The organism is Allobosea sp. 05T433 (assembly GCF_056396065.1).
The window spans coordinates 22,172-48,046 of sequence record NZ_JBFTKS010000016.1; the positions used below are offsets into that span (position 1 = coordinate 22,172).

A 25,875-nucleotide genomic window follows, 5' to 3' on the forward strand; every position below is an offset into this window, starting at 1 on the left:
ATCCAACCTTCCGTGGCTGCATCGGCCTTCCCGAAAACCGAAATCCACTTTTCGGGCCAATGCGTTAGGACGCGATCTCGAGGAAGCGCTGCAGCGTCGGCGAGCTGTTGGCCGCGCGCCAGACCAGGCCGGTTTCGATCTCCGGAGCGGAATCCTGCAGAGGCAGGTAATGCGCCCCGCGCCGGCGCAGGTTGGTCATGGATTGCGGCACCAGCGCGATTCCCATGCCGGCGGCGACGAGCCCGATGATCGTCTGCATCTGGATCGCCTCCTGATGGACGGCAAGGGGCGCGCCATGCACGGCGAAGTAGCCCGACACGATGTCGTGGAATGCAGGCGCGATATGGCGCGGAAACAGGATGAGCGGCGCGGCCATGATCGCCTCGGCGCGCAAGGTCTCGGCGGTGAAACCCGGGCGGCGGGCCGCGATCCAGGCCTCGGGAACAGCGGCGACCAAGGGCTCGCGCAGGAGCGGGCGATAATTGAGCGTGGCCTGCAGGGCCTTGCGGTCGGGGGCGATGATCATGCCGACGTCGATCTCGTCGGTCAGCACCGCCTCGATCTGGATGTCGCTGGTTGCCTCGCGCAGCGAGACCGCGACATGAGGAAAACTCTGCCGGAACCGGCTGACCATCCCGGGAAGCACGCTGTAATCGGCCGTGCTGACGAAAGCGAGGCGCAGGCTGCCGAGTTCGCCGCGCGAGAGGCGGCGGGCGGTTTCCGGCAACCCCGCGGCCTTGTCGAGAGCGGCACGTGCGTGAACAAGCCATTCCTGGCCGACGGGCGTCAGGGCGACGCTGCGCTTCGTCCGCACGAAGAGTTGCACGCCCAATTCACTCTCCAGGGCCTGGATCGACTGGCTCAGGGGCGGTTGCGTCATGCCCAGGCGCTCGGCAGCCCGGCCGAAATGCAGCTCTTCTGCGACGGAGAGAAAATGGCGGAGCTGACGGAGGTCCATGGGATCCTCTAATATGCCCTGCGACCTAATGGCGATAGAAAAGTATATTTCTCATTAGATTGGAGTGGCTTTAAAACTGCCTCGTCACCTCTGACTGCCGCCGACCGGGAGCACACGCCCATGCCCTTCAACGAACGTTCCAAGAATATCACCCAGGGCATCGCCCGCTCGCCGAACCGCGCGATGTATTACGCGTTGGGTTACGAGAAGGCCGATTTCGACAAGCCGATGATCGGCATCGCCAACGGGCATTCGACGATCACGCCCTGCAATGCCGGCCTGCAGCCGCTGGCGGACGCCGCGATCGCAGCGATCAAGGCAGCCGGCGGCAATCCGCAGGTATTCGGCACGCCGACGATCTCGGACGGAATGTCGATGGGCACCGAGGGCATGAAATACTCCCTGGTCTCCCGCGAGGTCATTGCCGATTGCGTCGAAACCTCGGTGCAGGGCCAGTGGATGGACGGCGTGCTCGTCCTCGGCGGCTGCGACAAGAACATGCCGGGCGGCATGATCGGCATTCTGCGTGCCAATGCGCCGGCGATCTATGTCTATGGCGGCACCATCAAGCCGGGAAAATGGAAGGGTGAGGATCTGTCGATCGTCTCGGCCTTCGAGGCGGTCGGTGCCTTCATGGCCGGCAAGATGAGCCAGGAGGACTTTGACGGGATCGAGCGCAACGCCTGCCCGACGACCGGTTCCTGCGGCGGAATGTATACCGCAAACACGATGAGCTCTTCGTTCGAAGCGCTCGGCATGTCGCTGCTCTACTCCTCCAACATGGCCAATCCCGATCAGGAGAAGGTCGACAGCACCGCTGAATCGGCCCGCGTTCTGGTCGAGGCGGTGAAGAAGGGCATCAAGCCGCGCGATATCGTCACCCGCAAGTCGATCGAGAACGCGGTCGCGCTGATCATGGCGACCGGCGGTTCGACCAATGCCGTGCTGCATTATCTGGCGATCGCCCACGCCGCCGAGGTGGAGTGGACGCTGGACGATTTCGAGCGCGTTCGCCGCAAGGTTCCGGTGATCTGCGACCTCAAGCCCTCCGGCAAATACATGGCTGTCGATCTGCATCAGGCCGGCGGTGTCCCGCAGGTGCTGAAAGTCCTGCTCACCGCCGGGCTCCTGCATGGCGATTGCCTGACCATCACCGGGCGCACCATGGCGGAAGAGCTGGCCGATGTGCCGGATGTGCCGCGGGCCTCGCAGGAGGTGATCCGCCCGATCAGCGGGGCGCTCTACAAGGAAGGCCACCTCGCCATCCTCAGGGGCAATCTCGCGGAGGGCGGAGCGGTTGCCAAGATCTCGGGTCTGAAGAGCCCCGTCATCAGCGGTCCTGCTCGGGTGTTCGAGGACGAACAATCGGCGATGGAGGCGATCCTTTCCGACAAGATCCGCCCCGGCGACGTTGTGGTCCTGCGCTATCTCGGGCCGAAGGGCGGGCCGGGCATGCCTGAGATGCTGGCTCCGACCTCGGCGATCATCGGCCGTGGCCTCGGCGACAGCGTCGGCCTGATCACGGATGGCCGCTTCTCCGGCGGCACCTGGGGCATGGTCGTGGGCCACGTCACGCCCGAGGCGTTCGAGGGCGGCACGATCGCGCTCGTCCACGAAGGCGACCAGATCACGATCGACGCTCACAAGCTGCTCCTGCAGCTCGATGTCGACGCGGCCGAGATCGAACGCCGGCGGTCTGCCTGGACGCAGCCGGAGCCCCGCTACAAGCGCGGCGTGCTGGCAAAATATTCGGCGCTCGCACGCTCCGCCAGCGAGGGTGCGGTGACGGGATAATTCCGAAGGAGGTTCCGAAGGAACGCCTTTGATGATGGCCGGGCTCGTCCCGGCCATTCTTCATTCAGCCTGCTCGCCGCGTATTCGTGCAATCGCTGAAACGTGTGCCGTCCGAGGGATCCCCGGCCACCTCCTTCGCGCTATGATTGTGGTGTGTTCCGTCGCGGGAGCGTGCCATGCGCCACATCCTACTTCTTGCGGCTTCAGTCCTTCCCCTTGTCACTGTCGCTGTCGACGATGCATCCGCCCAGGGACGATACGGCGGAGGGGGCTTCCATGGCGGCGGCTGGCATGGTGGCATGCGCGCCGGCGGTTGGTACGGGCGGGGCGTCGGGTTCCGGCCTGGAGGGTACGGATATCGCGGCGTCGGCTGGAGAGGCGGCTGGAACCGACCCTATATGCGGGCAGGAAACTACTGGGGCTGGCGTCGCGGCTGGGGTTACTCCCGTTACGGCTATGGCTGGGGCGCGGCCGGTCTCGTTGCCGGCACGGCGATCGCGGCCTCGGCTGCCTACCCGTATTACGGATACGACTATTCGTATCCGTACGAGTCTCCTTATGCTTACTCCTATAGCTACCCTGCCTATTCCACGCCCGTCTCGAGCGATGTCGGCGGCTATTGCGCGACGCCGGTCAGGACCTGCGCGCTGATCGACGCGGGATTGGTCGGCACGGGCTGCTCCTGCCGCGTCTCCGGTGGCCGGGCCCGGGGAACCGTGATCGGCCCTTGATCGCTGACTCGGCTGGCGCTGCGGTTCGCCGTGAGGCCCCGTCTCCGATCGGCGTTCCCGAACAGGAAAACATCACGGAATTTATCCGGACCCATCCGGCCGCATCATCCAAAACCGAACGTTGCGGTGAGGGATGATGCGGCCGATGGCCTAAAGCATCGGCCCGAAAAGTGGATTGCGGTTTTCGGGAAAGCCTATGCAAACGCAGAAGGTTAGATCATCGGACCGGATACGATATCCGGTCCGATGATTTAGCGTGCGATCGGGTTCAGGATTTCTTCTTCTTGCCTGGCTTCTTCGCGGCTGAATCCTTGGCCTTGGCTGGTTTCCCGCCCTTCTTCTTGAACTCCGCATAGAATTCGTCGGCCATGCCAAGCAAGGCGTGGCCGATCCGGGCGTATTCGAACTCGTTCAGATTGGCGAGCGAGACGCGACCTGCCGGTTGCTGCGTGCCGAAACCGCGACCGGGCAGGAGCACGATGCCGGTCTCGTCGGCGATGCGGAAGAGAAGGTCGCCGGCGCTCGCGCGATCCTTCACCCAGGCCGCGAATTCGGGGCCGTGCAGCTTGCGCGCGATGTCTTCGAGATCGAGCAAGGTGTAGTAGTCGACGGCATTCGGCCCGGTTTCAGGCGGAAGCCCGAGCTCGCGGTAGAGCGCCGCTTCGCGCCGCCTGATCAGCGTCTTGAGTTCGGTCTTGTAGTTATCGCCCTCGTCCATCAGCGCGAAGAGCGAGAACAGCACCATCTGCACCTGCTGCGGCGTCGACAGGCCGGCCGTGTGGTTGAGTGCAACGGTGCGGCTGTCGGCGACGAGCCGATCGATGAACTTGAACGAACGCACATCGGGAAGCAGCGAGCCGTAGCGCTTGTCGAGCGCGACCTTGGTGGACTCTGGCAAACCTGCGAGCTGATCGTCGAAGATGTTCTGCTTGTGCGTCGCGATCACGCCGAGCCGCCAGCCGGTCGCACCGAAATATTTCGAGAACGAGTAGACCAGCATGGTGTTCTGCGGGCAGATCGCAAAGAGCGAGCGGAAATTATCGGCGAAGGTCCCATAGACATCGTCGGTGAGGATGGTGAGGTCGGGCCGGTGATCCCGAACGATGCGCGCGACCGTATCCAGGCTACGGTCGTCCATCTTGACGGAAGGCGGGTTGCTCGGGTTGACGCAGAAGAACACCTTGATCGCCGGGTCCTTGAGCTTCTCGAGCTCCTTGTCCGGGTATTGCCAGTCCTGCTTGGGGTCGGCGTTGATCGCGACTTCTTCCAGCCCGTATTCGTCGAGTTCCGGGATCTCGATATAGGGTGTGAACACGGGCAGGCCGATGGCGACCTTGTCGCCGCGCTTGAGCAGGCCGTTCTGCTTCAGCGTGTTGAAGATATAGGTCATCGCGGCGGTTCCGCCTTCGACGGCAAAGAGATCGATGCTCGCCGCCGGCAGGAAGCCGCCGATCATCTCCTTGACGATGTATTGCCGGACGATGTCCTCGCTGACCTTCAGCATCCGCGGCGGCACGGGGTAATTGCTGCCCAGGATGCCTTCGACCATCTCATGCAGGAAATCCGAGGCTGAAAGACCGAGCTGGTCGCGGACATAGCTCAGCGCGCGCCCGAGGAAGACGACGCCCTGCTGATCGCGATGCTCGGCCGTGAAGCGCTCGAAGCGGCCCTCGATGCCCGCGATCTTGGGCAACCCGCCAACGCCGTTCTGCATGTAGGAATAGCTGAGCCGGAAAGGGCACCGGCGAAAATGGCCGTGTTGTCGTAGCGAAGGATGTAGCGGCCAACCAGCATGGTGATGATCAGCGGCAGGATCGTCACGATGACCCCGGCGATGAAGATCGAGACGCCGCTTTGTAGGACCGTGCTGACCGCCTGCAGGCCCGATTGCAGCCCGACGACCGCGACGAACCCGGCGAGGCCGAGATCCCGCAGCAGGGTCGAGGCCGGCGTCGGCATGTTGCCGACCGTCAGGTTGCGACTGCGATACCAACCGAAGGCGAGGCCGGAGAGCAGGGCGCCGCCGCCGCTGCCGAGCGTCAGCGGGATCGAGCCGATGCGAACGACCAGAAGACCGATCAGCAGGCCGACGACGAGGCCGAAGCCGTGGAAGACGAAATCCGTCTTGTCGCTGGGCAGGATGATGCTGCCGACGATCCGTGCCATGCGCTGCACATCGTCCGACGTGCCGTAGAGGGTGACGACGTCGCCAGGCTCGATCATCGTGTCGCCTTTCAGGACGATCGGCTTGCCGGCCCGCTTGACCTCGATGACATAGATGCCGTGGCGGAGCTGCCCCGCGGTGGCCGCATTGATTTCGGCGACTGTCTTGCGCACGAAATCGGGATTGGTGATCGCGACGTCGCGCGTGACGACGATGACATCCATGCCTTCCGAGGATTGCAGCTCGGGCCCCAACTTGGGAGCCAGCCCGACGACGCCGACCCGTCGGCCGATGACGAGGACGATGTCGCCGGCCGTCAGCGGCAATGAAGGCTGCACCGCAATCAAGGCGCCGCCGCGCTTGACGCGTTCGATGCTGACGGGGGACGGGGCGCTCGCCTCCAGGTCTTCGACGGTCTTGCCGGCTCCGGCCTCGATGCGGAAGATCCGTCCGACGAGATCGGGAGCAGCGGCATGTTCGCCGGCTCCATAAATCTTGGCGCCGGCCAGAAGCTCGGTCTCGGCCTTGATCGCGTCGTCGCGGATGGTCCGTCCCATCAGCCAGGGCAGGACGTTGACGCAGACGATGATCGCGCCGAACGAGCCGAAGATATAGGTGACAGCGTAGCCGACCGCGACATTGCCTTGCAGCCGCTGCACCTCTTCCGCTGCGAGGCCGAGCTTTCCGATGGCGGCGCTCGCGGTACCGATGATGGCCGACTGGGTCAGTCCACCGGCCGCGATGCCGGCAGCGAGGCCCTTGTCCAACCCCATCACCCGCGCCAGCACGACGACGGTCGCCAGGCCGGTGAGGGCGAGGACCGCCGCCATGACGATCTCGCGGATCGATTGGCGGCCGAGCGAGCGGAAGAATTGCGGTCCGCTTTCGAAACCGACCGCGTAGATGAACAGGGCGAAAAGGACCGATTTGATGCCGTTGTCGATGGAGACGCCGACCTGGCTGATCACGACCGCCACAAGCAGAGAGCCGGCGACGCCGCCGAGCTGGAATTTCCCGAACTGGAACTTGCCGATCCAGTATCCGATCGCCAGCGACAAGAAGAGCGCGATCTCGGGGGATTGGTTCAGGACAGAGTGAACCCAGGACACGGAGCCTCCTTGGTATCGACAAAGTCTTCCGCTGAGGAACTTCGCAGCTTCGACTACGGTTGCAAGCTAAAAGTGCCGGAACGGCATGAGGGCCCTGCATCTGCCCTATGTTTGCGGAACGACATGTCTAAAGAGCGAGGAATGTCGCTGTTCTTCTCGCTTTTCTCTAAATTTGGCCGGGACGCTGCTGACTCATGTCGCTCAGGGCGAGGTCGCCGGCGCTACTCAGCGAACCGCGCGCGCTGCTTCCTGTCCGGCAATCCTGCCCGAGAACAGGCAGCCGCCAAGGAAGGTTCCTTCGAGTGCACGATAGCCGTGTAGCCCGCCACCGCCGAACCCGGCCGCTTCGCCAGCCGCATAGAGGCCGGCCAGAGGCGATCCATCGTCTCCGAGCACGCGCGAAGACAGGTCGGTCAAAAGCCCGCCCAGCGATTTGCGCGTCAGGATGTTGAGGCGCACAGCAATCAACGGGCCGTGCCGTGGATCGAGGATGCGGTGCGGCCTTGCGGTTCGGATCAACCGGTCGCCGATATAGGCGCGTGCGCCGCGCAGAGCCGTCAGCTGCAGGTCCTTGCCGAAGGCGCTGTCGGCCTCGCGGTCGCGTGCTTCGATCTCGGCGCGAAGACGCGCCTCGTCGATCAGGTTGTCGCCCGTCAGGGCATTCATGCGCGCGACGAGGCGCGAAAACTCCGCCTCGACGATGAAATCCTCGCCCTTGTCCATGAACGCCTGAACCGGACCCGGAATGCCGGCAGTGGCGCGCTCGATCACCTTGCGCCAGCTCTTGCCGGTAAGGTCGGGATTCTGCTCCGAACCGGAAAGCGCGAACTCCTTGGCGATGATGCTCCGGTCGAGCACGAACCAGGAATAGTCGAAGCCGGTCTTCATGATGTGCTCGAGCGTTCCGAGCGTGTCGAAGCCGGGAAAGAGCGGCACAGGCAGTCGGTTGCCGCGCGCGTCGAACCAGAACGGGGAGGGGCCGGGCAAGATGCGGATGCCGTGCTTCGGCCAGACCGGGCTCCAGTTCCGGATGCCCTCGACATAGTGCCACATCCGGTCGCCATGGATCAGGCGCGCGCCGGCCGCTTCGGTGACCCCGAGCATCTTGCCGTCGACATGCTCCGGTACGCCCGACAGCAGGCGCTTCGGCGGCGTACCCAGTCGCGCAGGCCAGTGTCGCCGCACGAGGTCATGATTGCCGCCGATGCCACCCGAACAGACGATCACGGCCTGGGCCTTCAGCGTGAACTGGCCCACCATGCCGCGGGAACTCGCCTCTCCGCGTCTGACCCCGCTCGTCTCCAGGATTTCGCCCTCGACGCCGTCGATCGCGCCTGCACTCTTCGTCAGCCCGGTGACGCGATGGCGGAAGCGCAGCGAAGCCAGCCCGCTTGCCGCAGCCTCGCGCGCGCGTCGAAGGAAGGGTTCGAGCAGACCGGGGCCGGTGCCCCAGGTGACGTGGAAACGCGGCACCGAATTGCCATGCCCGGTTGCGAGATAGCCGCCGCGCTCGGCCCAGCCGACGATGGGAAACCAGCGGATGCCCTGGCGGTGCAGCCAGCTGCGCTTCTCGCCGGCTGCGAAATCGACATAGGCTTTTGCCCAGCGCCGCGGCCACTCGTCCTCGTCGCGATCGAAGCCGGCCGAGCCGAACCAATCCTGCAGTGCAAGCTCACGTGAGTCGTGAATCCGTAACCGGCGCTGCTCCGGCGAATCGACCAGGAAGAGCCCGCCAAAGGACCAGAAGGCCTGCCCGCCGAGCGACTGTTCCGGCTCCTGGTCGAGCAGGATGACCCTGCGCCCGGCATCGGCAAGCTCTGCCGTGGCGACGAGGCCGGCGAGGCCTGCCCCTATGACGATGACATCTGCATCGAGCGGCATGATCAGCCCCTTCGCCAGGCCATTTCCCCCGCAACCACTATGGCGACACCGTCTGCGGCGACAAGGCGGCCCGGCCCCGGTTGACGAATGGCCCGGGCTGCGCGAACCCCTTGGGTATGAATATGATTGCCCAGCGCCCTTTTCTCGGTGTCACCAGCTCGGCGCTCGGCCGCATCTGGCGTGATCGGCTCGATGCCGCAGGGCTCGGCCGTGCCGAGGCCCTCTCGCAGGTCGAAGGGCTCCCCGATATCGTGGCACGCGTGCTTGCCGGCCGCGGCGTCGAGGCTGCCGATGCCATGCGCTATCTCGAGCCGAAGCTGCGCGATCTCCTGCCCGACCCCTCGACCCTGGTCGGCATGGATGCGGCTGCCGCGCGCCTGGCAAACGCGGTTGCAACACGAGAGGCCGTCGCGATCTTCGGGGACTACGACGTCGACGGCGCCTGTTCCTCCGCCCTGCTGGCGGGTTTTCTGCGCGATGCCGGCGCCCGGCCGCGCATTCACATTCCGGACCGGCTGATCGAGGGGTACGGCCCCAACAGCGAAGCCATCCGCATGCTGGCCACCGAGGGGGCGACGCTGCTCGTCACGGTCGATTGCGGCACGACCAGCCATGAACCGCTGGCAGAAGCGCGCCGGCTCGGCCTGGATGTCGTCGTGCTCGACCATCACCAGGCGCCTGAACAGCTTCCGCAGGTCGAGGCGCTGGTGAATCCGAACCGGCAGGACGATCTCTCGGGGCTCGGCCATCTCTGCGCCGCCGGGGTCGTTTTCCTGACGCTGGTCGCGACCGCCCGAGAACTGCGTCGGCAGGGCTTCTGGGCGCAGCGTGGCGCCGAGCCGGATCTGCTCGCCTCGCTTGATGTCGTCGCACTTGCGACCGTTGCCGATGTCGTGCCGCTCAAGGGGTTGAACCGCGCCTTCGTCCGGCAGGGCATCGCGATGCTGCGCGGCCGCACGCGGGCGGGCCTCGCGTCCTTGCTCGACGTCGCCGGGCTCGATGGCCCTGTCCAGCCCTGGCATCTCGGGTTCCTGCTCGGGCCGCGCATTAATGCGGGTGGACGCATCGGCGATGCCGGCCTTGGCGCGCGGCTGCTGATGACTGCCGACGAGATCGAGGCGCGCAGCATCGCCGCCGAACTCAACCGCCTGAATCAGGAGCGGCAGGAGATCGAGAAGCTCGCCGTCGAGGAGGCGGTGGCGCAGGCCGAGTACGCCTTGACGAAAGCTGAGGACCTGCCGGTCCTGCTGGCGCGTTCGGCCGACTGGCATCCCGGCATCGTCGGTCTCGTCGCGGCGCGCCTCAAGGAGCGTTTTCGCCGCCCAGCCTTTGCGCTGGCGCAGAACGGGGAGGGCGGCGCGACCGGCTCGGGCCGTTCGGTCGCCGGCGTCGATCTCGGCCGCGCCGTCAGGCAGGCGGTGGACGCGGGGCTTGCGGTGAAAGGCGGCGGCCACGCCATGGCAGCCGGCGTCACGCTGGCCCCGGGGCAGGATACGGCCTTCCATGCCTTTCTCGCCGAACGTCTCGCTCCGGAGGTCGCCCAGGCGCGCGAATCGGAATCGCTGCTCGTCGATGCGGCGATGAGCGCGGGCGGCGCCAATCCCCGCCTGCTGGCGGAAATCGAGAAGGCCGGCCCCTATGGCGCCGGCTGCCCCGAGCCCGTCTTCGTCTTTCCCTCGCATCGCCTGGTCGATGCCGTCGAGATCGGCAGCGGCGGCCATGTCAGGATCAAGCTCCGCAGCGGCGATGGCGCCACGATCGGCGGTATTGCCTTCCGCGTGGCCCAGGAACCGCTGGGCCGTGCGCTACTGGCCGCACGCGGCGAAAGCGTGCATCTGGCCGCAAGCCTCACCCTTAACCGCTGGGGCGGCAAGGAAACCGTGGAAGTGCGGGTGATCGATCTTGCCCGGGTGGTGTGAGCCCATCTGGCCTGTGCATGACTGCTATCTGGCGTCGAGAATTTGCCAAACTCAGGCTTGCCGATCCGGGAATGTCGCACTATAGCTCGCCCCGCTTCCGATGGGTTGCAACGAATTGCAACCGAAGCCTTGCGGCCTTCGTCTATCGGTTAGGACACCAGCCTTTCACGCTGGGGAGACGGGTTCGACTCCCGTAGGCCGCGCCACACTCCTTATGGGGTGTTAAATATCTGAAAAATCGGGATATTCGCTGAAGGGCGGCCGGGATGTGCCTACGATGCCCCCTTGCACCGTGCTGCAGAGGCATCGTGTCAGGTCGCCGACGCAGCGCGTGGGCAGCAGGAGAGGGCCGTGCCGTCGCTTCCCCTTCGTGAGACGATTCTATTGTTGATCTCAGATACGAGCCACTGAGCCCGTCCTCGTGACCATCGGCTCGTCGCCGGGAACGAACGGCGTCATCTCCCCAGGCGGACGAGCCGACCGCGGGGGATGACGACGCGGGTGCAGCTTGCCGCTGTCAGGCTTCGATGGCGCATCCCAGGCGGGCAAGAGTTGCATCGATCCAACTCCGATCGTCCTTGCCCTCTTTGATCGCCAGCATCTTCTTTTCTTCCGCCTCGTGCTTCTTGCGCGCGGCTTCATAGATCGCGTCGGCGTGGTCGAAGGGCACACAGAGAATGCCGTCGTCATCGCCAATGACGAGATCGCCGGGCTCGATCACCATGCCCTCGATCGAGATCGGAACGTTGATCTCGCCCGGCCCGTCCTTGTAGGGGCCGCGATGGCTGATGCCCGCTGCGAAGATCGGCAGGTCGTTCTCGCGGATCCAGGCGGCATCGCGCACTGCTCCGTGGAGCACGATGCCGGCGATGCCACGCGTCTGCGCATGCGAGATCATGAGTTCGCCGATCAGCGAGTTCGTGAGATCGCCACCCGCATCCACGACGATGACATCACCGGGGGCGGCGAGATCGAGCGCCTTGTGGATCATCAGGTTGTCGCCGGGGCGTGTCTTGACGGTGATGGCCGGCCCGGCCATGACGCCGCCGCGATGAAGCGGGCGAAGCGAAGCGCCGCCCGCCGTCATCCGCGACATCGAATCGCTGACATTGGCCACCGGCAACGCGCGGAAACGCGCGACGAGGCTGCTGTCGACCTGGCGGCGACGCTTGAGAATTCGAAATCCGAGCATGAGCTTTCCTTTGCTGTCCGCGCCAGCCAGCCGGGTCGATATGCATTCGTGGTGGCGCCGAGGGATTGCCCCATTCGGGGCAATGACGGGTGAGGCCGGCGAGATCACGCTGCGTTTGGACGAAATCGTCCAAACGCAGAAAACGTGATCGAATCTAATAGTTTAGAGCATGCATGCTGCGAAAAACCGTTGCTACTTTTTCGCGGCTTGCTCTATGTGGCGCCGGCCTCTTCGCGGTCGACGCGCTCCTTGCCCCGGCGGATCGCGGGTAAGACCATGCTGCCGAGAAGCAGCATCGTCACGATGAGGAAGCCGAGGCTGATCGGGCTGGTGAGGAAGACCGTGAAATCGCCTTGCGACAGGAGCAGAGCGCGACGGATGCTCTCTTCCATCAGGGGGCCGAGCACGAAGCCGAGCACCAGGGGCGCAGGCGGGCAGTCGAGCTTGGCCAGGACGTAGCCGAGCACGCCGATGCCGGCACAGAGATAGACGTCGATCGCGCTGCCGTTGATGCTGTAATTGCCGACCGCGCAGAACATGATGATCGACGGGAAGAGCCAGCGATAAGGCACGCTCAGCAGCCGCACCCAGATTCCAACCAGCGGCAGGTTGAGCGCCACCAGCATGACGTTTCCGATGAACATGCTGGCGATGACGCCCCAGAACAGCTCCGGGTTGCGGGTCATGACCGTCGGTCCCGGCTGGACGCCGTTCATCACGAGCGCGCCAAGGATCAGCGCCATCGTGGCGCTTCCGGGAATTCCCAGCGTGAGCGTCGGTATGAAGGCCGTCTGGGCGGCGGCATTGTTCGCAGCCTCGGGAGCCGCGACGCCCTCGATCGCACCCTGACCGAAGCGCGAGGGATCCCGTGCCAGCTTCTTCTCGAGCATATAGGCCGAGAAGGACGAGATCGAAGGGCCGGTACCCGGCAGGATGCCGAAGAACGAACCGATCGCGGTCCCGCGCAGGGTCGGCAGGGTGATCGCCTTCAGATCGGACAGGCTTGGCATAAGTCCGGCGATATTCGCCTTGAAGATGCCGCGCTCTTCCTTTTGCTCCAGATTCATCACGACTTCCGACAAGGCGAATATGCCGACCGCCAGAACCGTGAAGCCGATGCCGTCGGCAAGTTCGGGCAGGCCGAACGTGTATCGTTCCATGCCCGAGTTCACGTCAGTGCCGATAAGGCCGAGGAGCAAGCCCACGACAACCATGGCAAGCGCCTTGAGCATGTCGCCATGCGACAGCACCGATGCCGAAACGAGCCCCATCACCATCAGCGAGAAATAGTCAGGCGCGCCGAACTGCAGCGCCCATCCCGCGAGCGGCGTACCGAGCAGCACGATCAGCAGCGTGCCGATGCAGCCGGCAACGAAGGACGAAATAGCAGCCGTGGCGAGCGCTGCCCCGGCCCGGCCGTTCCGCGCCATCTGGTAGCCGTCGAGACATGTCACGGCCGACGACGTTTCACCCGGCAGGTTGACGAGGATGGCGGTGGTGGACCCGCCATACTGGGCGCCATAATAGATGCCCGACAGCATAATCAGCGCCGAGACCGGGGGGAGCCCGAAGGTTATCGGTAGCAGCATCGAGATCGTGACCAGCGGCCCGACCCCAGGCAGCACGCCGATGAGCGTTCCGAGCGCGACGCCCAGAAGGCAATAGGTCAGGTTCTGGACCGTCATGGCGACGCCGAACCCGAGCGCGAAATGTTCGAGCATCTCCATGGCTCAGAAATTCCAGGCGAAGAGCGGATAGGGCAGCTTCAGGCCCCAGATGAAGACGATCACGGCGAAAGAGCTCATCACGGCGGTCAGCACGAAGACTTCGCGCAGCCTGAACTCGTTGCCGGCATAGGCCGCGACCAGGAACATGAGCGCCAGCGCGGGCAGGAACCCAAGGCGCTCGATCGTGAAGCCGAACAGCACCATGGCCAGGGTCAGGAGGAAAAGCGGAGCCCAGGACCATGGACCGGCCAGGTTTCCGCCCTGCCTCAATCCCTTGATCAGGATGGCGACGCCGAACGCGATCAGCAGGCCGCTCAGGATTTTTGGGAAATAGCCCGGCCCCATCCGCACCGTGCTGCCGAAGCGGTAATCGAGCGAGATATGGAGCGCGATCGAACCCAGGCCCATGAATAGGAGCCCGGACAGGACATCCTTGTTTCTCATCACATCCGATTTCATCAGGATCTCCATGCTCCGGCATCGGGGTCGCAACGAGCGGGCTTTCGGGGCCACGCCTTGGCGCAAACCCGGCAGCCAAAGGCCTCATTCCCGGATGGTCCCGGCCCTATATTGCCGGGCGAGCCAATCCGAGGATCTTGGTCTGGCTGCAGAGTGTCACGGCAGTTCAGGCCCGACCTTCAGGACCTCGCAATGGCTGCTTCACCGCGCCGATTGCGACCTGCCAGCCCCTGAACACCGGAACAGGCGCTGATCGATGCCGCAGTGAGCCGCCTTTCGGGCAGGCGCCCGAGAGTGCAGGCGGCGCCGGCAATCCCGAGCGCAAGGCAATGGCCGCCGCCAACCCGGCCCTAGTCGTCAGCCTTGACGTCGGCGGTTTTGATGACCGCGGTCCATTTCGGCACGTCCGATTTGATCAGGGCGGAGAACTCCTGTGCGGTGCCGCCGATCGCCTCGGCGCCAGCCGCCCTGAGCTTCTCCTTCGTGTCCGGCATCTGCAGGATCTTGTTGATCTCGGTGTTCAGGCGCGCGACGATCGCGTGAGGCGTGCCGGCGGGGGCGGCCACGCCCCACCATGTCACGGCCTCAGAATCCTTGACGCCAAGCTCCTCGAAGGTCGGAACCTCCGGCAGGTCGGAGCTGCGGGCCTTCGCGAAGATCGCGAGCGGGCGCATCGTGCCCTCCTTGATATGAGACATCGCCGAGGGCACCGAGGCGACATAGACGTCGACGCGCCCGCCGAGGAGATCGGGAACGGCCTGCCCTGTGCCCTTGTAGGGCACGTGCAGGAACTTCACCGCAGTCCGCTGCTGCAGCAACTCGCCGGCAAGATGCGAGCTGGTTCCGACGCCGGGCGTCGCGAACTTAATGGCGTTGGGCTTGTCCTTTGCCGTGTTCAGGAGATCCCTGACCGACTTGATCGGCGAATCCTTGGCGACGACCATCACCTGCGGCGCCGACGCGGTGAGCGCGATCGGGGTGAAATCCGCGATCGGGTCGTAGTTCGCCTTTCCGAGGATTGGGTTGATGACCATGTTGGCGTTCTGCGCCAGCACGATCGTATAGCCGTCGGGCTTGGCCTTGCCGGCCAGGCCTAGGCCGACGCTGCCGCCGCTGCCGGGCTTGTTCTCGGGCACCACCGTCCAGCCGGTCGTTTCGCTGAGCTTGGCCGCCACGACCCTGGCCACGACATCGGTCCCGCCGCCGGGAGGAAATGGCACGATCATCCGGATGGCCTTGTCCGGATATTGCTGCGCATGCGCCACCGACGTCAGCGCCGATAGCGCCAGTCCCGCGAGGGCTTTGTAGGCAATCCTCATGTTCGTCTCCTCCCGGTTGTTTCTGTTTGCCCGGCTTCGTGCGCCAGGTTCATTCCGCAGCGAGTTCCGCGAGCCTTGCCAGGCTGCGTGCATCGGCTGCGTTGCCGTCCAGCACGGAAATGACGTGCTGGGCCGCGATTTCTGCCATGGCTTTGGCCGAACCCTGTGTCACGCCGGCGATATGCGGGGTCACGATCAGGTTGGGCAAAGTCCAGAGCGGATTGTCCTTGGCTGGCGGCTCGAGCGCGAAACTGTCGAGACCGGCCCCGGCGATCTTGCCCTCGCGCAGCGCCTCAAAGAGAGCCGGCTCACTGATCAGGCCACCGCGCGCCGTGTTGACGACGAAGGATGTCGGCTTCATCAGGCCGAAGCGCTCCGCATTGAGGAGATTTCGCGTCGCGTTGGTCAGCGGGCAATGCAAGCTGACGATATCGGCTTCCGCGACCAGGCTTTCCAGATCACGATTGCCCCCGTTTCCAAACTGCGCGATCTCGCGTTGGGCATGGGGGTCGTGCATGATCACGGGCATGCCAAGCCCGGTGGCGATCCGCGCGACCTCCTGGCCGATCGCGCCGAAGCCGACAAGGCCCATCACGGTGCTGGCGATGTCCCGCCCCAGGAAACTAGGCTTCGGCCACTCGCCACCCTTCACGGCCCGATCGAGGCGAGGAATGTCCTTCAACAACGCCAGCGACAGCGCGATAGTGTGTTCGGCAACGGCGCGCGAATTCGAGCCCATGGCGCGAATGACGGGGATATTCCGCGATGCCGCCGCGTGAAGATCGATGTTGTCGACGCCGACACCGTGCTTGGCGATGACCCTGAGCCTGGGCGAGGCGGCGATGATCGTGTCATCGACGCGGCCCTGTCGGACGATCAGCGCATCGACCTGCAGCTCGGCAACCCGCTGGGCCACGAGATCCGGCGCGGCATAGGCGGGCGAGAAGAAGACATCGACGTCATGGGCGTTGAGAAGCTGGATGGCGCCTTCGGCCAATCGGTCATGCGTGACAAGCACGCGTCTGCCACGCGTGGCGACACGGGTATCGATCATCGGTGCGTTTCCTCGTGGCGCTTTCTGTCCCCGGGTGATGCCAGGTGCCGCGCCTTCCCCAACACTATTGACCGATGGGCAGCCACTCGTATGCTGAAATAATGACATATATCGATGATCTTTCCGCATGAAACATCCGATCGACGGGGTCGAGGCGTTCATCCAGATCGCCGAGCTCGGCAGCTTCAACAAGGCGGCCGAAAAGCTGCATGTCACCCAGACCGGGCTGACGCGCCGCATCCAAAGGCTCGAGAGTCATGTCGGCCTCAAGCTGCTGGACCGCACGACCCGCACGGTGGCGCTGACGAGCATCGGCCGGGAGTTCCTGCCGGAGGCCAAGCGCATGGTCGACGAGGTCGGCCGATCCTTCGACCGGCTGAAGTCGATCTCGCGCTTTTCTACAGGCGACATCGCGATCGCCTCGGTACCGTCGCTGATGTATGGGCGCCTGCCGCGCATTCTGCGGACCTATGCCGTGCAGCATCCGCATAATCGCGTCGAGATCCTCGACCGGACCAGCATTCTGGTCATCGAAGCAGTGCGCCGACGCCAGGCGGAGTTTGGCCTGCATGTGCAGCCGCCGAACCAGCCGGACCTCCATAACGAGGTCCTGGTTCGCGATCCCTTCGTCGCCTATTGCCGCACCGACCACCCGCTCGCCGGAAAAGCGGCCATAGCCTGGGCAGAACTTGCGGATTTCGACCTGATCACGCTCGGCGGCAGCAGCGGCAACAGGCTGCTCATGGAAGCCCAGCTCGCCCGCTCAGGCATCGAGGTCAGGACCAAGTTCGTCGTCGAGTACTTCTCGAGCGCGATCGGGCTGGCGTCCGAAGGTCTGGGCGTGGCGATCCTGGTCGCCTCGATCGTCGAGAACCTGCGCCCGGACCTCGCCCAGATCCCGCTGGTGGACCCCGTCATCGACCGGCCAGTCTCCGTGATCCGGCGGCACGGGGAAACGCTGACCCCGGCGGCACAGGCGCTCTATAGCCTGATCGCGCGCGACCTGGGCCCTCTCGGCGGCGCGTGAGGGGAACGCCATTCGTGCGGCACTCATTCCGATCGGTCTCATCCGGGTGCCGAAGGGAGCCTCCGCTGCGAGGGGGCTAGACCGTTGGACGTGGCCGCATCTCACAGTGACTGACTCACGTGGAGGCGCATTCCGCGACGACCGGAGTGACACCCGAGGTTATGCGTTCATGAACGCTGGGGGAACTCGCCCCACTGCTGGCCGCTGGTCCGCTGCGAACCGATCAGCGAGCAGTCAGGTCTTCTTAATTGCGGCCAAGCCTGCAAGGGTGTAATCTCGCCGAGCGCTGATACTGCTGCGCAGTTGCCATTCCGCGTGCCTGTTGCCGATTGGAATGACGCTTGAGCGATACTTGTGCCGTAAGTTCTCATCAGAGAAAAGAGCACCCTCATTCTGTAATAACATCCCTGCCGAGCTGCTCGTCCGGGATCAGGCGCAGTGCCTTTTCTCGGTAGTGACGATCGTTTATCGGTCTCAATTCCGTATCCATACTTCGCTTGAGGCCAAATTTCCGACAGTAAATTGAAATAATTCAATCTTATACGACGATATAACCTGCAGAAATTTCTCGTATTGGCGTGTTCATGCGCCTACTTCAGCGGAGTAACCCGCCATGAGCATCAATCTCGTATCAATCATCATGCAGTTCCTGTCGCCTGATCTGATGTCCAAGCTGGCTGCATCATTGGGCGTGGACCAGTCTTCGGTTGGCAAGGCGACCAACGCCGCTGTCCCCGGCTTGCTGGCGACGCTTACGGGTGTCGCATCCACGCCGGAGGGATCACGCAAATTGTTCGACACGGTTTCGCAGCAGAAGCCGGGAATGCTTGACAGTCTCGCCAGCATGATCGGCGGCTCTGACCAGAAGACAGTCGCCGACAGCGGTACGAATATGCTCTCCTCGCTCCTCGGAGGTTCGGTGATGTCCGGACTTGCTGGCGCGATCTCGAAATTCGCGGGCCTCGGCGGCGGGGCAAGCTCCTCGTTGCTTGGCCTTTTGACGCCGGTCGTGATGGGAGCACTGGGGCAACAGAAGTCGGCGGCGGGATTGGATGCCTCAGGCCTCGCCCAGATGTTGACTTCGCAGAGGGCGAACATCTCGGCTGCCTTGCCCGCGGGCTTTGCTGACATGCTTGGCAAAGCTGGCCTTCTCGGCGCTGTCGGCAGTGGCGCGAGCACTGTCGCGGACACTGCAAGGTCGACAGCGTCCACGACCGGCGCCATGGCCGATCGTGCAGCGGCACAGGCGAGAACCGGTGGGATGCCGGGGTGGCTGACATGGGCCTTGCCGATCCTTGCAGTGCTTGCGGTTGGCTGGTGGTTCTTCGGGCGTCATGCGCCCGTCGTCGTTGAACAGCCCAGGCCTGTGGCAACTCAGCCGGTGCTGCCGGCTCAAACCACTATTGGACAGGCAGGCGCCGTGGCAACACAAGCGCTGCAGTCCCTGCAGAACGTGACTGCCGGCGGCGTAAACGTGGGGACCGAGATTCAAACGGCGATTGATGGGCTCGCAAGCACGCTCAAGGGCGTTACGGACGCGGCCTCGGCAAAGGCGGCGCTGCCACGGTTGCAGGGCGCGGCAGCCCAGTTCGACAAGGTCAACGGCGTGGCCAGTCAGCTACCTGCCAGCAGCCGCTCCGCGCTGACGGCCTTGATCGGCGCCGTCAGGCCGTCGCTGGAGGACCTGTTCACCAAGGTGCTGGCGATCCCCGGCGTGGCCGAGATCGCCAAGCCGACGATCGATGGTGTGCGGGCGAATCTCGACGCGCTGGCGCGGGCCTAGCGCGAGGCAGGCCGTTTGTGATGTTTCGATAGCGCGCCGAGCGCAGGAGGCCGTGATGGCGATCAAGGCGAACTTTGGAGCAGATGAATGGAAATTGATCCTGGGCAGCCCGCTATTGGCCGGCATGGCGGTCACGCTTGCCGAGCCTAACGGGCTGTGGGGCGTGTTCAAGGAGAGCCTGGCCAGCGGGCGTGCGCTTCTGAGCGCCAGGAGCGACGCGGACGCGGGCGAGCTTGCGAAAGCCATTGTTGCCGACATGGAGAGCTCGGAAGGGCGCGGCGAGGCACGCGCGTCGCTTCGCGCCGAACTGGCAGGAAAGACCCCGGCAGATGCGAAGCAGAGCATTCTGGCAATGCTGACGCGCGTAGCGCAAATCGTCGACGCCAAGGCCCCGACCGAAGCTCCTGCATTCAAGACATGGCTCTCGCATGTGGCAGAAACGGTGGCGGAGGCCTCGAGCGAAGGCGGCTTCATGGGGTTTGGGGGAACCCAGGTCAGCGCGGCGGAGAAGGCCACCCTGACCGATGTGGCAAAGGCGCTGAGCGCCGCTTGAGTGAGACGCATCACACAAGCGCATGCGTGAATGAGATAGGAGATTGACTGAGTTGCCAGGGAGCGCTGCACGGCGGCGCAGCCCATGAGCCCTTTCGAAGGGCGGGAGAGTTGGCCTGGGTGCAATCCGGCCCGCGGCGCAATGAGTCGAAACCGTCGTCGCAGGCTTGGGGTGCACCGTGCCCAGGCGATCAGTTCGCGAGGATGGGCCTATGAAACTTGCGCGAAGCTGTAGGCTGCTCATCATTGGCATGACCAGCTTTCTTGTGGCCCAGCCCGCCCAATCCGCCGGTCTCCTGGATGACTTGGCGCGCGCGCTGTTCGGGCAACCCCGGCCGCCCCCGCAAGTCTATTTCGTTCCACCCGCGCCGCTGAGCGTGACCGTCCACCCCAAGCGGCGGCAGCAGCCGCGCAAACTCGTGGCGTCCAAGCCGACCGCGCCGGTGGTCAAACTCGATCCGGCCGTTGATCCATACTGGTATCTGGATGACCCGACCTTGCGGCGCGGCGATATCGTCGTGACCCATGCGGACGTGCTGGTCTTCGAGGGCCGCGCCAGCCAGAGCCATCGCGCCAGCGATTTCACGGCCCTCAACCGATCCCGGCTCGTGTCGAAAGCGACGCAGCAGCGGGTTGGCGCGGCTACCGGCGCCCACACGTCCGTGCCGCCAGCGGGCGTTCAAACGATGGCGGCTCGCGACCCGGCAAACTGATCCGCAGTCACTCGTGGCGTTGTTCGCAGTCGGTCCCGGCGCGCTGAATATCCTGCTGCGCAGTTCGTGCCCCGCGCAGACCACTGAGGCCCCGTATCCGAGCCGCCGCGTGCGGTGACTGGCTGGCGGGCAGTCACAAAGCTGCGACGGTGCGGAAGGTGTCGTCCTGGCTCCGCCGCCGGGGGCGCTGCCCTGGCATCGAAAACAATGTAGAATGCGACCGTGTCCACCCCGGCATGACACTCTTAACTGTCATCATGCCGCGCATGGGTGAGAGCCCGTCACTCCGACCTCATTGGTTCCCCGGGAGCGTGGGTAAAACTGCGCGTTACACTTCCTCTGGAGTAAACCCAAATCATGCACTAATAATCAACCAGACCTTGGTATGAACCGATCGTTGAAGTCGTCGCGACGCAGACGATCTGAGTGCAGGAAGCTTGGCAGTGCTCCGGACATGCATCGTACTCGCGGCCATGATGGTCGCAATCCCAGTCAGTGCTCGCGAAACCGTTACATATAAGGGAGATGGGACGCCAGGCGCCATCGTCATCAAGACAAAGGAACGGCGGCTTTACCTGGTGCAGGGAGACGGAACCGCCATTCGCTACAAGGTGGCGGTCGGGAAGTCATCCAAGCAATGGCTCGGAGCGGTCGAGGTCGAGGGTAAGCATGTTGCGCCTGCCTGGTCGCCTCCCGATGAGATCAAGCGGGACAACCCAAGTCTGCCGGACGTCATCCCGGGAGGCTCCCCACGAAATCCGATGGGAGCGCGCGCGCTCACATTGTCCGGCGGAGGTCAGTACGCGATTCACGGCACTAACAGGCCGGATTCCATAGGCACCTTCGCGTCCTATGGCTGCTTTCGCATGTTCAATGACGACATCGTCGATCTGTTCGACCGCGTCGCCGTCGGTACGCCGGTTATCGTCCTGCGCTGACAGGCACGCGTGCAGCGCTTTTCGGCGTTGCCACCCGCTGCTCGTCGCGCATATGCGAATGAACAGCGGGATGACCTCGCGGCTTACTGCTGAAGGGATGCCGGCATTGCGTCGTCTCTGGCGCGCCCGGCGTTGACCGCGCGCAGGCTGGCGATGTACTCAGCCGGGTAGAGCATTGTATTGTCAGGGGCCTTCAGGCCCATGTACTGCGCAACTTCGCCAACCCATCTGTTGCAGTTATAGAGCACGGCATGCCAAGCCGTCGGCTTCCGCTGCTTCTGCCTGATATAGGCCGCTACCCGTTGATACTGGGCTTCGGTCAACAGAACCCGGTACCGCGCCGAGATGTATTCATCCTCCAGGTCGCCGTCGCTGGGGCCTGTCTCCGCTGGAACGGGAAGGACGTGCCCGACAGACCAGAGCTGCGGGCCTTCGCCGGCCGGATGCAGGCCGGCAACCTGATCTGCCCGAACCTGGCCGACTTCGCCCCGTGCGTTCAGCCGGCCATAGACGAGAAAGGTATGGCCGTAGCTCAGTGCATAGCGCGACCGAAACTCGACGAAGTACTGACCGCTTCGCTGGTCAGCCTGCCGTCGGGAGTGCCGGGATGTCGTCCTGCCGACCGAGCCGGTCGCCCGTGGGTCGGGCGCGATAGCCTCATCGCTGGCCTCGGGAGGAGGCAGGTAGCGATCCTCCTGGGCACTGGCAGGAGCCAGCCAGAGAGGCAAAGAAATGGCAGCAGCACAAGCAAAGAGAATGCTGGCGCGCGCCAGATTGTTTGATTTGTTCCGCATCGCAGAGCTCCGGTTTCCGGAAGAAGAACAGCCTCGGCGATAGGCACGACAACAGCAGTAGCCGTGTCATCAAACTCCCGGAAGAGTTTCTAATCAAATGAAGAAAACGGCCGGATTGTTCCGGCCGTTTTCAGAATATCGAGCGTCAGCCCTTCGTAACGATCGGAGAAGCAACTGGAGGGGGAGCCTTCCCCTTGCCCTTGCCAATACCATAAGTGGTGCAGCCACCAACGCCCACCAACGCAACGGATACAGCCAAGATCATAAGCTTTTTCATTGATTCGCCCTCGTTGAGAACATTGCAACTATGACTGAAACAAGTTCGGCTACTAGTGCGGATGCGCAACACCAAACCCACTTCCTTGCCCCGGATCGCGGCAGTGCGGCACAACGTCGAGTATTCCAAATATCCTCAGCACTTTCAATCGGCTAAGGCCGGGTTTTGCTGGAGCGAAGACGTTCGTGGTTTCCGGGGGCTGAACCGTCCGAAGGTGCTCTAGCGTCCTCGATGCTTCGCTCATTGTTCCCGAGCAACGCCCTTAACCGCTGGAGTTCATTCTTCGTCCAGGCGAAGTCGAGTCATGCAAGGTCGAAGCTAGAGAACTCTTAGCCCGCCGCCAGAATAGACACGGATCCTTCGCCGCACAGCGTACTGGTAGCGACAATATCGCCACCAACGCGCGACGAGCGCATCGGTATGTCACCTGACCTTCATCACTCGGTTGACCGGGCCGATCGCAAAGGCGGTTCCCTTGCGGAGTACTTGGCAAAATGCCTGGGCAGATCCGGCGTTCTCCGCCGCTTCACCCTCTTGGGAGCCAGAGCGACGGAGCCCTCTGCGCGCGCAGGTCGCGAGACTGTGACCTTGCCCTCAGGCGTGGAACCTTGGCATGACGCGCCCGGTCCGCGCCATGTAGTCGCCATATTCCGCACCGAACGCATCGAGCATCAGGCGCTCTTCCTGGCCGACGCGGAAGAAGTACAACGTTCCAAAGCCGACCAGGCCGGACAGCCCGGCGATAAAGTTGGGCAGCAGAAGAGCCTGGGCAATCGCCCACAGCCAGAACGCCGAATACATGGGGTGCCGGACATAGCGGTACACGCCCTCCGTCACGAGCCGATGGCTCTCGCGGAGATCCAGAGACACGGACCAGTTGCGGCCGAGAGCCCGGTGCGTGAGGTGGAACAGGATGAGCGCCGCGATCGTGGCGAAGGCTCCGAGCCAGGCGAGAGCCGGCTGGAACGGGTAGTTCGCAACGCGCGGGAATCCGGTCGCGACATAGATGAACGGCAAGAGTCCAAGGCCCGTGAACGAAATGCTCAGCAGGATGATTTCCCGCAACCCGCGGGCGCTCCGGGAAACCGGGGTCCGGCGGGCGCGTCGCTCATGTGGAATGCGGATGATGTACCAGCCAACGGCAAGCAGGGCGTAGATCGCTTTGGCGATGCTCAGGGTCATCGCTTGGCGACCTCGGTGCTGTGATCGCCCGTCAGGGCCGGGGAGGGGGAAACGAGAAATCGACCGTCGGCATCGAGTGCTTGCATGGCACCTTCCTTGGCATTGACCTGTTGTTCTGCAAAGAGCGGCCCGCAGACGAACATGAAATAATCATACGGCGCGCGCCGATCATTGCCCCTGACGAACTGGCAATGCATCCGGTACCAGTTCTTGCGAATGCGGGGATAGCGGGCCGGATCAATCATGCGCCTGATGCTGACGCTGCGAATGATCGGTGAGCCCGTGGCGGCCAGACCCATCAGCGGCAGAGGATCGGCCCGGTAGAAATTCATCACGTCCGAGCGCGCCTGGTAGTCGGCCCAGAACACGGCGCGGCAGGCGCTCACGCGCTCGACCGCGGCGCGGAAACGACGGGCGGCGCGATGAAGCCCGATCTTGAGGGTCGACGATCCTACGGACAGAAACGTGAGGCGAGGACGGTCGTCCTGCTCCTCGAGCCCGAGCTCGATGGCGTGGTCGATGAGATCGATCGCAAGCACGGCTCCAAGGCTATGTCCGACGACGAGAATCTCGTCCACCGAGCCGCTGCGCCTGGCCTCGACAATATCGGCAGCAACGCGTCGCAGGCGCCCTTCGAGGATCGGATCGCCCCGCCGGATGTACTGGCGGGCAAAGATCCAGTCGTCAAAGAGAAGCCCCAGATAAACCCAACGATCGGCGGCGAGAAACAAGAGGAGGAAGGCGCCGATTGCTGCCAGTGCTCCAATCGCGCTGGAGTCGGTAGCTCGCGCCAGGGCCACCCCGCCAGCAAGCGAAAACGCAGCAATGATCGCCAGAATCAAGAATGGATAGAGGAAGAACATCGCGTAGCGCCAACTGGCGCGCAGATAGCCCCAGAGCGCTCCGGCCACGATAAAATCGACGAAGGCGAGGAGGCCCTGGGGAATGCGCCACCATATCGGGCGCCTGTTCGTGGCTTCCACCACATCGTCCCATCTGATTGCGCAATACTCGGTTTCGACCCGCCAGTTGGGGCCGGTCGTGAGCACTTGCCAGGTCGAGACGTCATCACTGTTGGTAGGCTCCGACGAAACCACGGAGGCCGCCCACGCACGCTCAAAACGTCGCGTTTCCCTGACAAAGCGACCATGCACGACCGCGGGCTGCGCATGATCGTAGCCGCCGATGTGATACACGCGACGCCTGAAAACATTCGAATCCGCCATCGCCGGCTATCCTGCTCCCAATGCGTGGCCTGCGCTGTTTGTTAGTGGATCGCCGGCACTTGCGCCAGCGAGCAGCGATTCAACCGAGGGCGCAAGTGGACGACGCAGACGACGTCACTTTGTGTTCGCGAAAGGCGATCGGCCCCTTCGTACGAGCAGAAGCTCCCATTTCCCAGGACGTAGAGGCTCTCCGCCGGGGTATGGGCTTATGGAATGAGTGACCGCGGATGAAGCGCTCGGCGAGGGCGTGCCGTCATGAGGCGGGCATGATCGGGCAGGCAGTCGCGGTCCTTCTGCCTGATTCGCTCGAACAGTGTCCGCTCCGTATAGGGTGCTACCGCCCGGTCCCAGAATAGCCGAGCCCGCGCGATATCTCGTCTGCGGCCTCCATGACCTGCTCCGCCATGAGCTTGATCATCTCGGGTGTCAGCCGGGTCGATGGCCCCGATACGCCAACCGCAGCCTCGACCACGCCGTCGGCGCGCCTGATCGGGGCCGCCAATCCATAGACGGCGCCGCGCCATTCGCCGAGGTTGACGGCATAGCCCTGCGAGCGGACCGCTGACAGTTCGTGCTCGAGCCCTTCAAGGCTATTGATGGTCCTTGGCGTGAAGGCGAGAAGATTTCGCCCAATCTCTTCGATGACATGCGAGGGTTGAAACGCGAGAATCGCCTTTCCGATCGCAACCGCGTGGGCCGGAGCCTTGCCGCCGACATCGGAGCTGGCATGAAGCGGCTCGGGGCTATCGATTTTATCGATATAGATCACATCGGCCCCAGCGAGGACCGACAGGTGCACGGTCTCGCGCGTGCGCAGGGCGAGTTCGGAGAGGTGGCGCTGCGCTTCCCGCTTCAGCTCAAGTCGGGCGAACAGGCCGACACCCAGCCCCCACAATTTCAGTGATAGCCCACACCGCCCAGTGTCGGGCTCGCGGGCGAGATAGCCCGCATGCTCAAAGACGGCCAAAGCGCTTTGAACGTGGCTTTCGCCCAGTTCGGTCTGCTCCGCCAGATCACGAACGCTCCTCGGCTGATCGCTCTTGGCCAAGGCTTCAAGAATCATCAGGCCGTCTTGA

General features: G+C 64.0%; 21 protein-coding genes and 1 tRNA gene. 9 read left to right on the plus strand and 13 right to left on the minus strand.

Going from position 1 to position 25,875, the window contains the following annotated elements:
* Window positions 1–64: 64 nt before the first annotated feature.
* Window positions 65–958 (minus strand): LysR family transcriptional regulator, encoded by an 894-nt coding sequence (locus AC1DGP_RS21130; RefSeq protein ID WP_476832501.1) that lies wholly within the window; start codon window positions 956–958, stop codon window positions 65–67.
* A gap of 120 nt (window positions 959–1,078) precedes the next feature.
* Here AC1DGP_RS21130 and ilvD point away from each other — a divergent pair, with 120 nt between their 5' ends.
* Window positions 1,079–2,752 (plus strand): dihydroxy-acid dehydratase, encoded by a 1,674-nt coding sequence (ilvD, locus tag AC1DGP_RS21135; RefSeq protein ID WP_441490921.1) that lies wholly within the window; start codon window positions 1,079–1,081, stop codon window positions 2,750–2,752.
* A gap of 176 nt (window positions 2,753–2,928) precedes the next feature.
* Window positions 2,929–3,483, plus strand: coding sequence for a hypothetical protein (locus AC1DGP_RS21140; RefSeq protein WP_441490920.1), 555 nt, complete (start codon window positions 2,929–2,931; stop codon window positions 3,481–3,483).
* A gap of 268 nt (window positions 3,484–3,751) precedes the next feature.
* Here the strand turns inward: AC1DGP_RS21140 and AC1DGP_RS21145 are convergent, their stop codons facing one another.
* The 3 genes from AC1DGP_RS21145 to AC1DGP_RS21155 all read right to left on the minus strand — a co-directional run bounded on the left by AC1DGP_RS21145 (window position 3,752) and on the right by AC1DGP_RS21155 (window position 8,637).
* Entirely contained in the window at window positions 3,752–5,197 is a 1,446-nt protein-coding gene (locus AC1DGP_RS21145; RefSeq protein ID WP_476832502.1) for a bifunctional aspartate transaminase/aspartate 4-decarboxylase, read from the minus strand.
* On the minus strand, window positions 5,083–6,756 hold the full coding sequence (gene aspT, locus AC1DGP_RS21150) for an aspartate-alanine antiporter (protein ID WP_476832503.1): 1,674 nt from the start codon (window positions 6,754–6,756) through the stop codon (window positions 5,083–5,085). Before aspT ends, AC1DGP_RS21145 begins: the two co-directional genes overlap by 115 nt.
* Window positions 6,757–6,981: 225 nt before the next feature.
* Window positions 6,982–8,637 carry an FAD-binding dehydrogenase gene (locus AC1DGP_RS21155; protein WP_476832504.1) on the minus strand — a complete coding sequence of 552 codons (1,656 nt, stop codon included), beginning with the start codon at window positions 8,635–8,637 and terminating at the stop codon, window positions 6,982–6,984.
* A gap of 116 nt (window positions 8,638–8,753) precedes the next feature.
* Between AC1DGP_RS21155 and recJ the strand changes: the two genes are divergently transcribed.
* Complete coding sequence (recJ, locus tag AC1DGP_RS21160) at window positions 8,754–10,556, plus strand: single-stranded-DNA-specific exonuclease RecJ (RefSeq protein WP_476832505.1); 1,803 nt, start codon at window positions 8,754–8,756, stop codon at window positions 10,554–10,556.
* Between the two features lie 131 nt (window positions 10,557–10,687).
* Window positions 10,688–10,762, plus strand: a tRNA-Glu gene (locus AC1DGP_RS21165).
* 311 nt (window positions 10,763–11,073) lie between these two features.
* Here the strand turns inward: AC1DGP_RS21165 and AC1DGP_RS21170 are convergent.
* The 5 genes from AC1DGP_RS21170 to AC1DGP_RS21190 all read right to left on the minus strand — a co-directional run bounded on the left by AC1DGP_RS21170 (window position 11,074) and on the right by AC1DGP_RS21190 (window position 16,307).
* Complete coding sequence (locus tag AC1DGP_RS21170) at window positions 11,074–11,748, minus strand: RraA family protein (protein WP_476832506.1); 675 nt, start codon at window positions 11,746–11,748, stop codon at window positions 11,074–11,076.
* Window positions 11,749–11,960: 212 nt separating this feature from the next.
* Window positions 11,961–13,475 carry a tripartite tricarboxylate transporter permease gene (locus AC1DGP_RS21175; RefSeq protein WP_476832507.1) on the minus strand — a complete coding sequence of 505 codons (1,515 nt, stop codon included), beginning with the start codon at window positions 13,473–13,475 and terminating at the stop codon, window positions 11,961–11,963.
* A gap of 3 nt (window positions 13,476–13,478) precedes the next feature.
* The gene (locus tag AC1DGP_RS21180; RefSeq protein ID WP_441490913.1) at window positions 13,479–13,934 is read right to left on the minus strand and encodes a tripartite tricarboxylate transporter TctB family protein; all 456 of its coding nucleotides are present in this window, start codon (window positions 13,932–13,934) and stop codon (window positions 13,479–13,481) included.
* Between the two features lie 350 nt (window positions 13,935–14,284).
* Entirely contained in the window at window positions 14,285–15,253 is a 969-nt protein-coding gene (locus AC1DGP_RS21185) for a Bug family tripartite tricarboxylate transporter substrate binding protein (protein ID WP_441490912.1), read from the minus strand.
* 49 nt (window positions 15,254–15,302) lie between these two features.
* Entirely contained in the window at window positions 15,303–16,307 is a 1,005-nt protein-coding gene (locus tag AC1DGP_RS21190; protein ID WP_476832508.1) for a hydroxyacid dehydrogenase, read from the minus strand.
* 127 nt (window positions 16,308–16,434) lie between these two features.
* On the opposite strand from AC1DGP_RS21190, the gene AC1DGP_RS21195 reads away from it, so the two are divergent.
* The 5 genes from AC1DGP_RS21195 (at window position 16,435) to AC1DGP_RS21215 (ending at window position 21,320) form a co-directional block, all read left to right on the plus strand.
* Window positions 16,435–17,334, plus strand: coding sequence for a LysR family transcriptional regulator (locus AC1DGP_RS21195; RefSeq protein ID WP_476832509.1), 900 nt, complete (start codon window positions 16,435–16,437; stop codon window positions 17,332–17,334).
* 613 nt (window positions 17,335–17,947) lie between these two features.
* A complete protein-coding gene (locus tag AC1DGP_RS21200) occupies window positions 17,948–19,117 on the plus strand; it encodes a DUF937 domain-containing protein (RefSeq protein WP_476832510.1) in 1,170 nt (389 codons plus the stop codon).
* Between the two features lie 55 nt (window positions 19,118–19,172).
* Window positions 19,173–19,670 (plus strand): hypothetical protein, encoded by a 498-nt coding sequence (locus AC1DGP_RS21205; RefSeq protein WP_476832511.1) that lies wholly within the window; start codon window positions 19,173–19,175, stop codon window positions 19,668–19,670.
* 211 nt (window positions 19,671–19,881) lie between these two features.
* A complete protein-coding gene (locus AC1DGP_RS21210) occupies window positions 19,882–20,382 on the plus strand; it encodes a hypothetical protein (RefSeq protein ID WP_441490907.1) in 501 nt (166 codons plus the stop codon).
* A gap of 473 nt (window positions 20,383–20,855) precedes the next feature.
* Complete coding sequence (locus tag AC1DGP_RS21215) at window positions 20,856–21,320, plus strand: L,D-transpeptidase (protein ID WP_441491071.1); 465 nt, start codon at window positions 20,856–20,858, stop codon at window positions 21,318–21,320.
* Window positions 21,321–21,403: 83 nt separating this feature from the next.
* Here the strand turns inward: AC1DGP_RS21215 and AC1DGP_RS21220 are convergent, their stop codons facing one another.
* The 4 genes from AC1DGP_RS21220 to AC1DGP_RS21235 form a co-directional block, all read right to left on the minus strand.
* Window positions 21,404–22,114 carry a hypothetical protein gene (locus AC1DGP_RS21220; RefSeq protein WP_476776365.1) on the minus strand — a complete coding sequence of 237 codons (711 nt, stop codon included), beginning with the start codon at window positions 22,112–22,114 and terminating at the stop codon, window positions 21,404–21,406.
* 871 nt (window positions 22,115–22,985) lie between these two features.
* Window positions 22,986–23,573: a protein-S-isoprenylcysteine O-methyltransferase gene (locus AC1DGP_RS21225; protein WP_441490905.1), complete on the minus strand. Its 588-nt coding sequence runs from the start codon at window positions 23,571–23,573 to the stop codon at window positions 22,986–22,988.
* Window positions 23,570–24,799 carry a hypothetical protein gene (locus tag AC1DGP_RS21230; RefSeq protein WP_476832512.1) on the minus strand — a complete coding sequence of 410 codons (1,230 nt, stop codon included), beginning with the start codon at window positions 24,797–24,799 and terminating at the stop codon, window positions 23,570–23,572. Before AC1DGP_RS21230 ends, AC1DGP_RS21225 begins: the two co-directional genes overlap by 4 nt.
* Before the next feature lie 334 nt (window positions 24,800–25,133).
* Window positions 25,134–25,862 carry an IclR family transcriptional regulator gene (locus tag AC1DGP_RS21235; RefSeq protein WP_441490903.1) on the minus strand — a complete coding sequence of 243 codons (729 nt, stop codon included), beginning with the start codon at window positions 25,860–25,862 and terminating at the stop codon, window positions 25,134–25,136.
* Window positions 25,863–25,875 lie beyond the last annotated feature (13 nt).

What these genes read in the sequence shown, in the direction of transcription:
- AC1DGP_RS21130 (WP_476832501.1), bottom strand. Translation starts at nt 958, where the DNA reads ATGGACCTCCGTCAGCTCCGCCATTTTCTCTCCGTCGCAGAAGAGCTG.
- ilvD (WP_441490921.1), top strand. Translation starts at nt 1,079, where the DNA reads ATGCCCTTCAACGAACGTTCCAAGAATATCACCCAGGGCATCGCCCGC.
- AC1DGP_RS21140 (WP_441490920.1), top strand. Translation starts at nt 2,929, where the DNA reads ATGCGCCACATCCTACTTCTTGCGGCTTCAGTCCTTCCCCTTGTCACT.
- AC1DGP_RS21145 (WP_476832502.1), bottom strand. Translation starts at nt 5,197, where the DNA reads ATGCAGAACGGCGTTGGCGGGTTGCCCAAGATCGCGGGCATCGAGGGC.
- AC1DGP_RS21155 (WP_476832504.1), bottom strand. Translation starts at nt 8,637, where the DNA reads ATGCCGCTCGATGCAGATGTCATCGTCATAGGGGCAGGCCTCGCCGGC.
- recJ (WP_476832505.1), top strand. Translation starts at nt 8,754, where the DNA reads ATGAATATGATTGCCCAGCGCCCTTTTCTCGGTGTCACCAGCTCGGCG.
- AC1DGP_RS21170 (WP_476832506.1), bottom strand. Translation starts at nt 11,748, where the DNA reads ATGCTCGGATTTCGAATTCTCAAGCGTCGCCGCCAGGTCGACAGCAGC.
- AC1DGP_RS21175 (WP_476832507.1), bottom strand. Translation starts at nt 13,475, where the DNA reads ATGGAGATGCTCGAACATTTCGCGCTCGGGTTCGGCGTCGCCATGACG.
- AC1DGP_RS21180 (WP_441490913.1), bottom strand. Translation starts at nt 13,934, where the DNA reads ATGAAATCGGATGTGATGAGAAACAAGGATGTCCTGTCCGGGCTCCTA.
- AC1DGP_RS21185 (WP_441490912.1), bottom strand. Translation starts at nt 15,253, where the DNA reads ATGAGGATTGCCTACAAAGCCCTCGCGGGACTGGCGCTATCGGCGCTG.
- AC1DGP_RS21190 (WP_476832508.1), bottom strand. Translation starts at nt 16,307, where the DNA reads ATGATCGATACCCGTGTCGCCACGCGTGGCAGACGCGTGCTTGTCACG.
- AC1DGP_RS21195 (WP_476832509.1), top strand. Translation starts at nt 16,435, where the DNA reads ATGAAACATCCGATCGACGGGGTCGAGGCGTTCATCCAGATCGCCGAG.
- AC1DGP_RS21200 (WP_476832510.1), top strand. Translation starts at nt 17,948, where the DNA reads ATGAGCATCAATCTCGTATCAATCATCATGCAGTTCCTGTCGCCTGAT.
- AC1DGP_RS21205 (WP_476832511.1), top strand. Translation starts at nt 19,173, where the DNA reads ATGGCGATCAAGGCGAACTTTGGAGCAGATGAATGGAAATTGATCCTG.
- AC1DGP_RS21210 (WP_441490907.1), top strand. Translation starts at nt 19,882, where the DNA reads ATGAAACTTGCGCGAAGCTGTAGGCTGCTCATCATTGGCATGACCAGC.
- AC1DGP_RS21215 (WP_441491071.1), top strand. Translation starts at nt 20,856, where the DNA reads ATGATGGTCGCAATCCCAGTCAGTGCTCGCGAAACCGTTACATATAAG.
- AC1DGP_RS21220 (WP_476776365.1), bottom strand. Translation starts at nt 22,114, where the DNA reads ATGCGGAACAAATCAAACAATCTGGCGCGCGCCAGCATTCTCTTTGCT.
- AC1DGP_RS21225 (WP_441490905.1), bottom strand. Translation starts at nt 23,573, where the DNA reads ATGACCCTGAGCATCGCCAAAGCGATCTACGCCCTGCTTGCCGTTGGC.
- AC1DGP_RS21230 (WP_476832512.1), bottom strand. Translation starts at nt 24,799, where the DNA reads ATGGCGGATTCGAATGTTTTCAGGCGTCGCGTGTATCACATCGGCGGC.
- AC1DGP_RS21235 (WP_441490903.1), bottom strand. Translation starts at nt 25,862, where the DNA reads ATGATTCTTGAAGCCTTGGCCAAGAGCGATCAGCCGAGGAGCGTTCGT.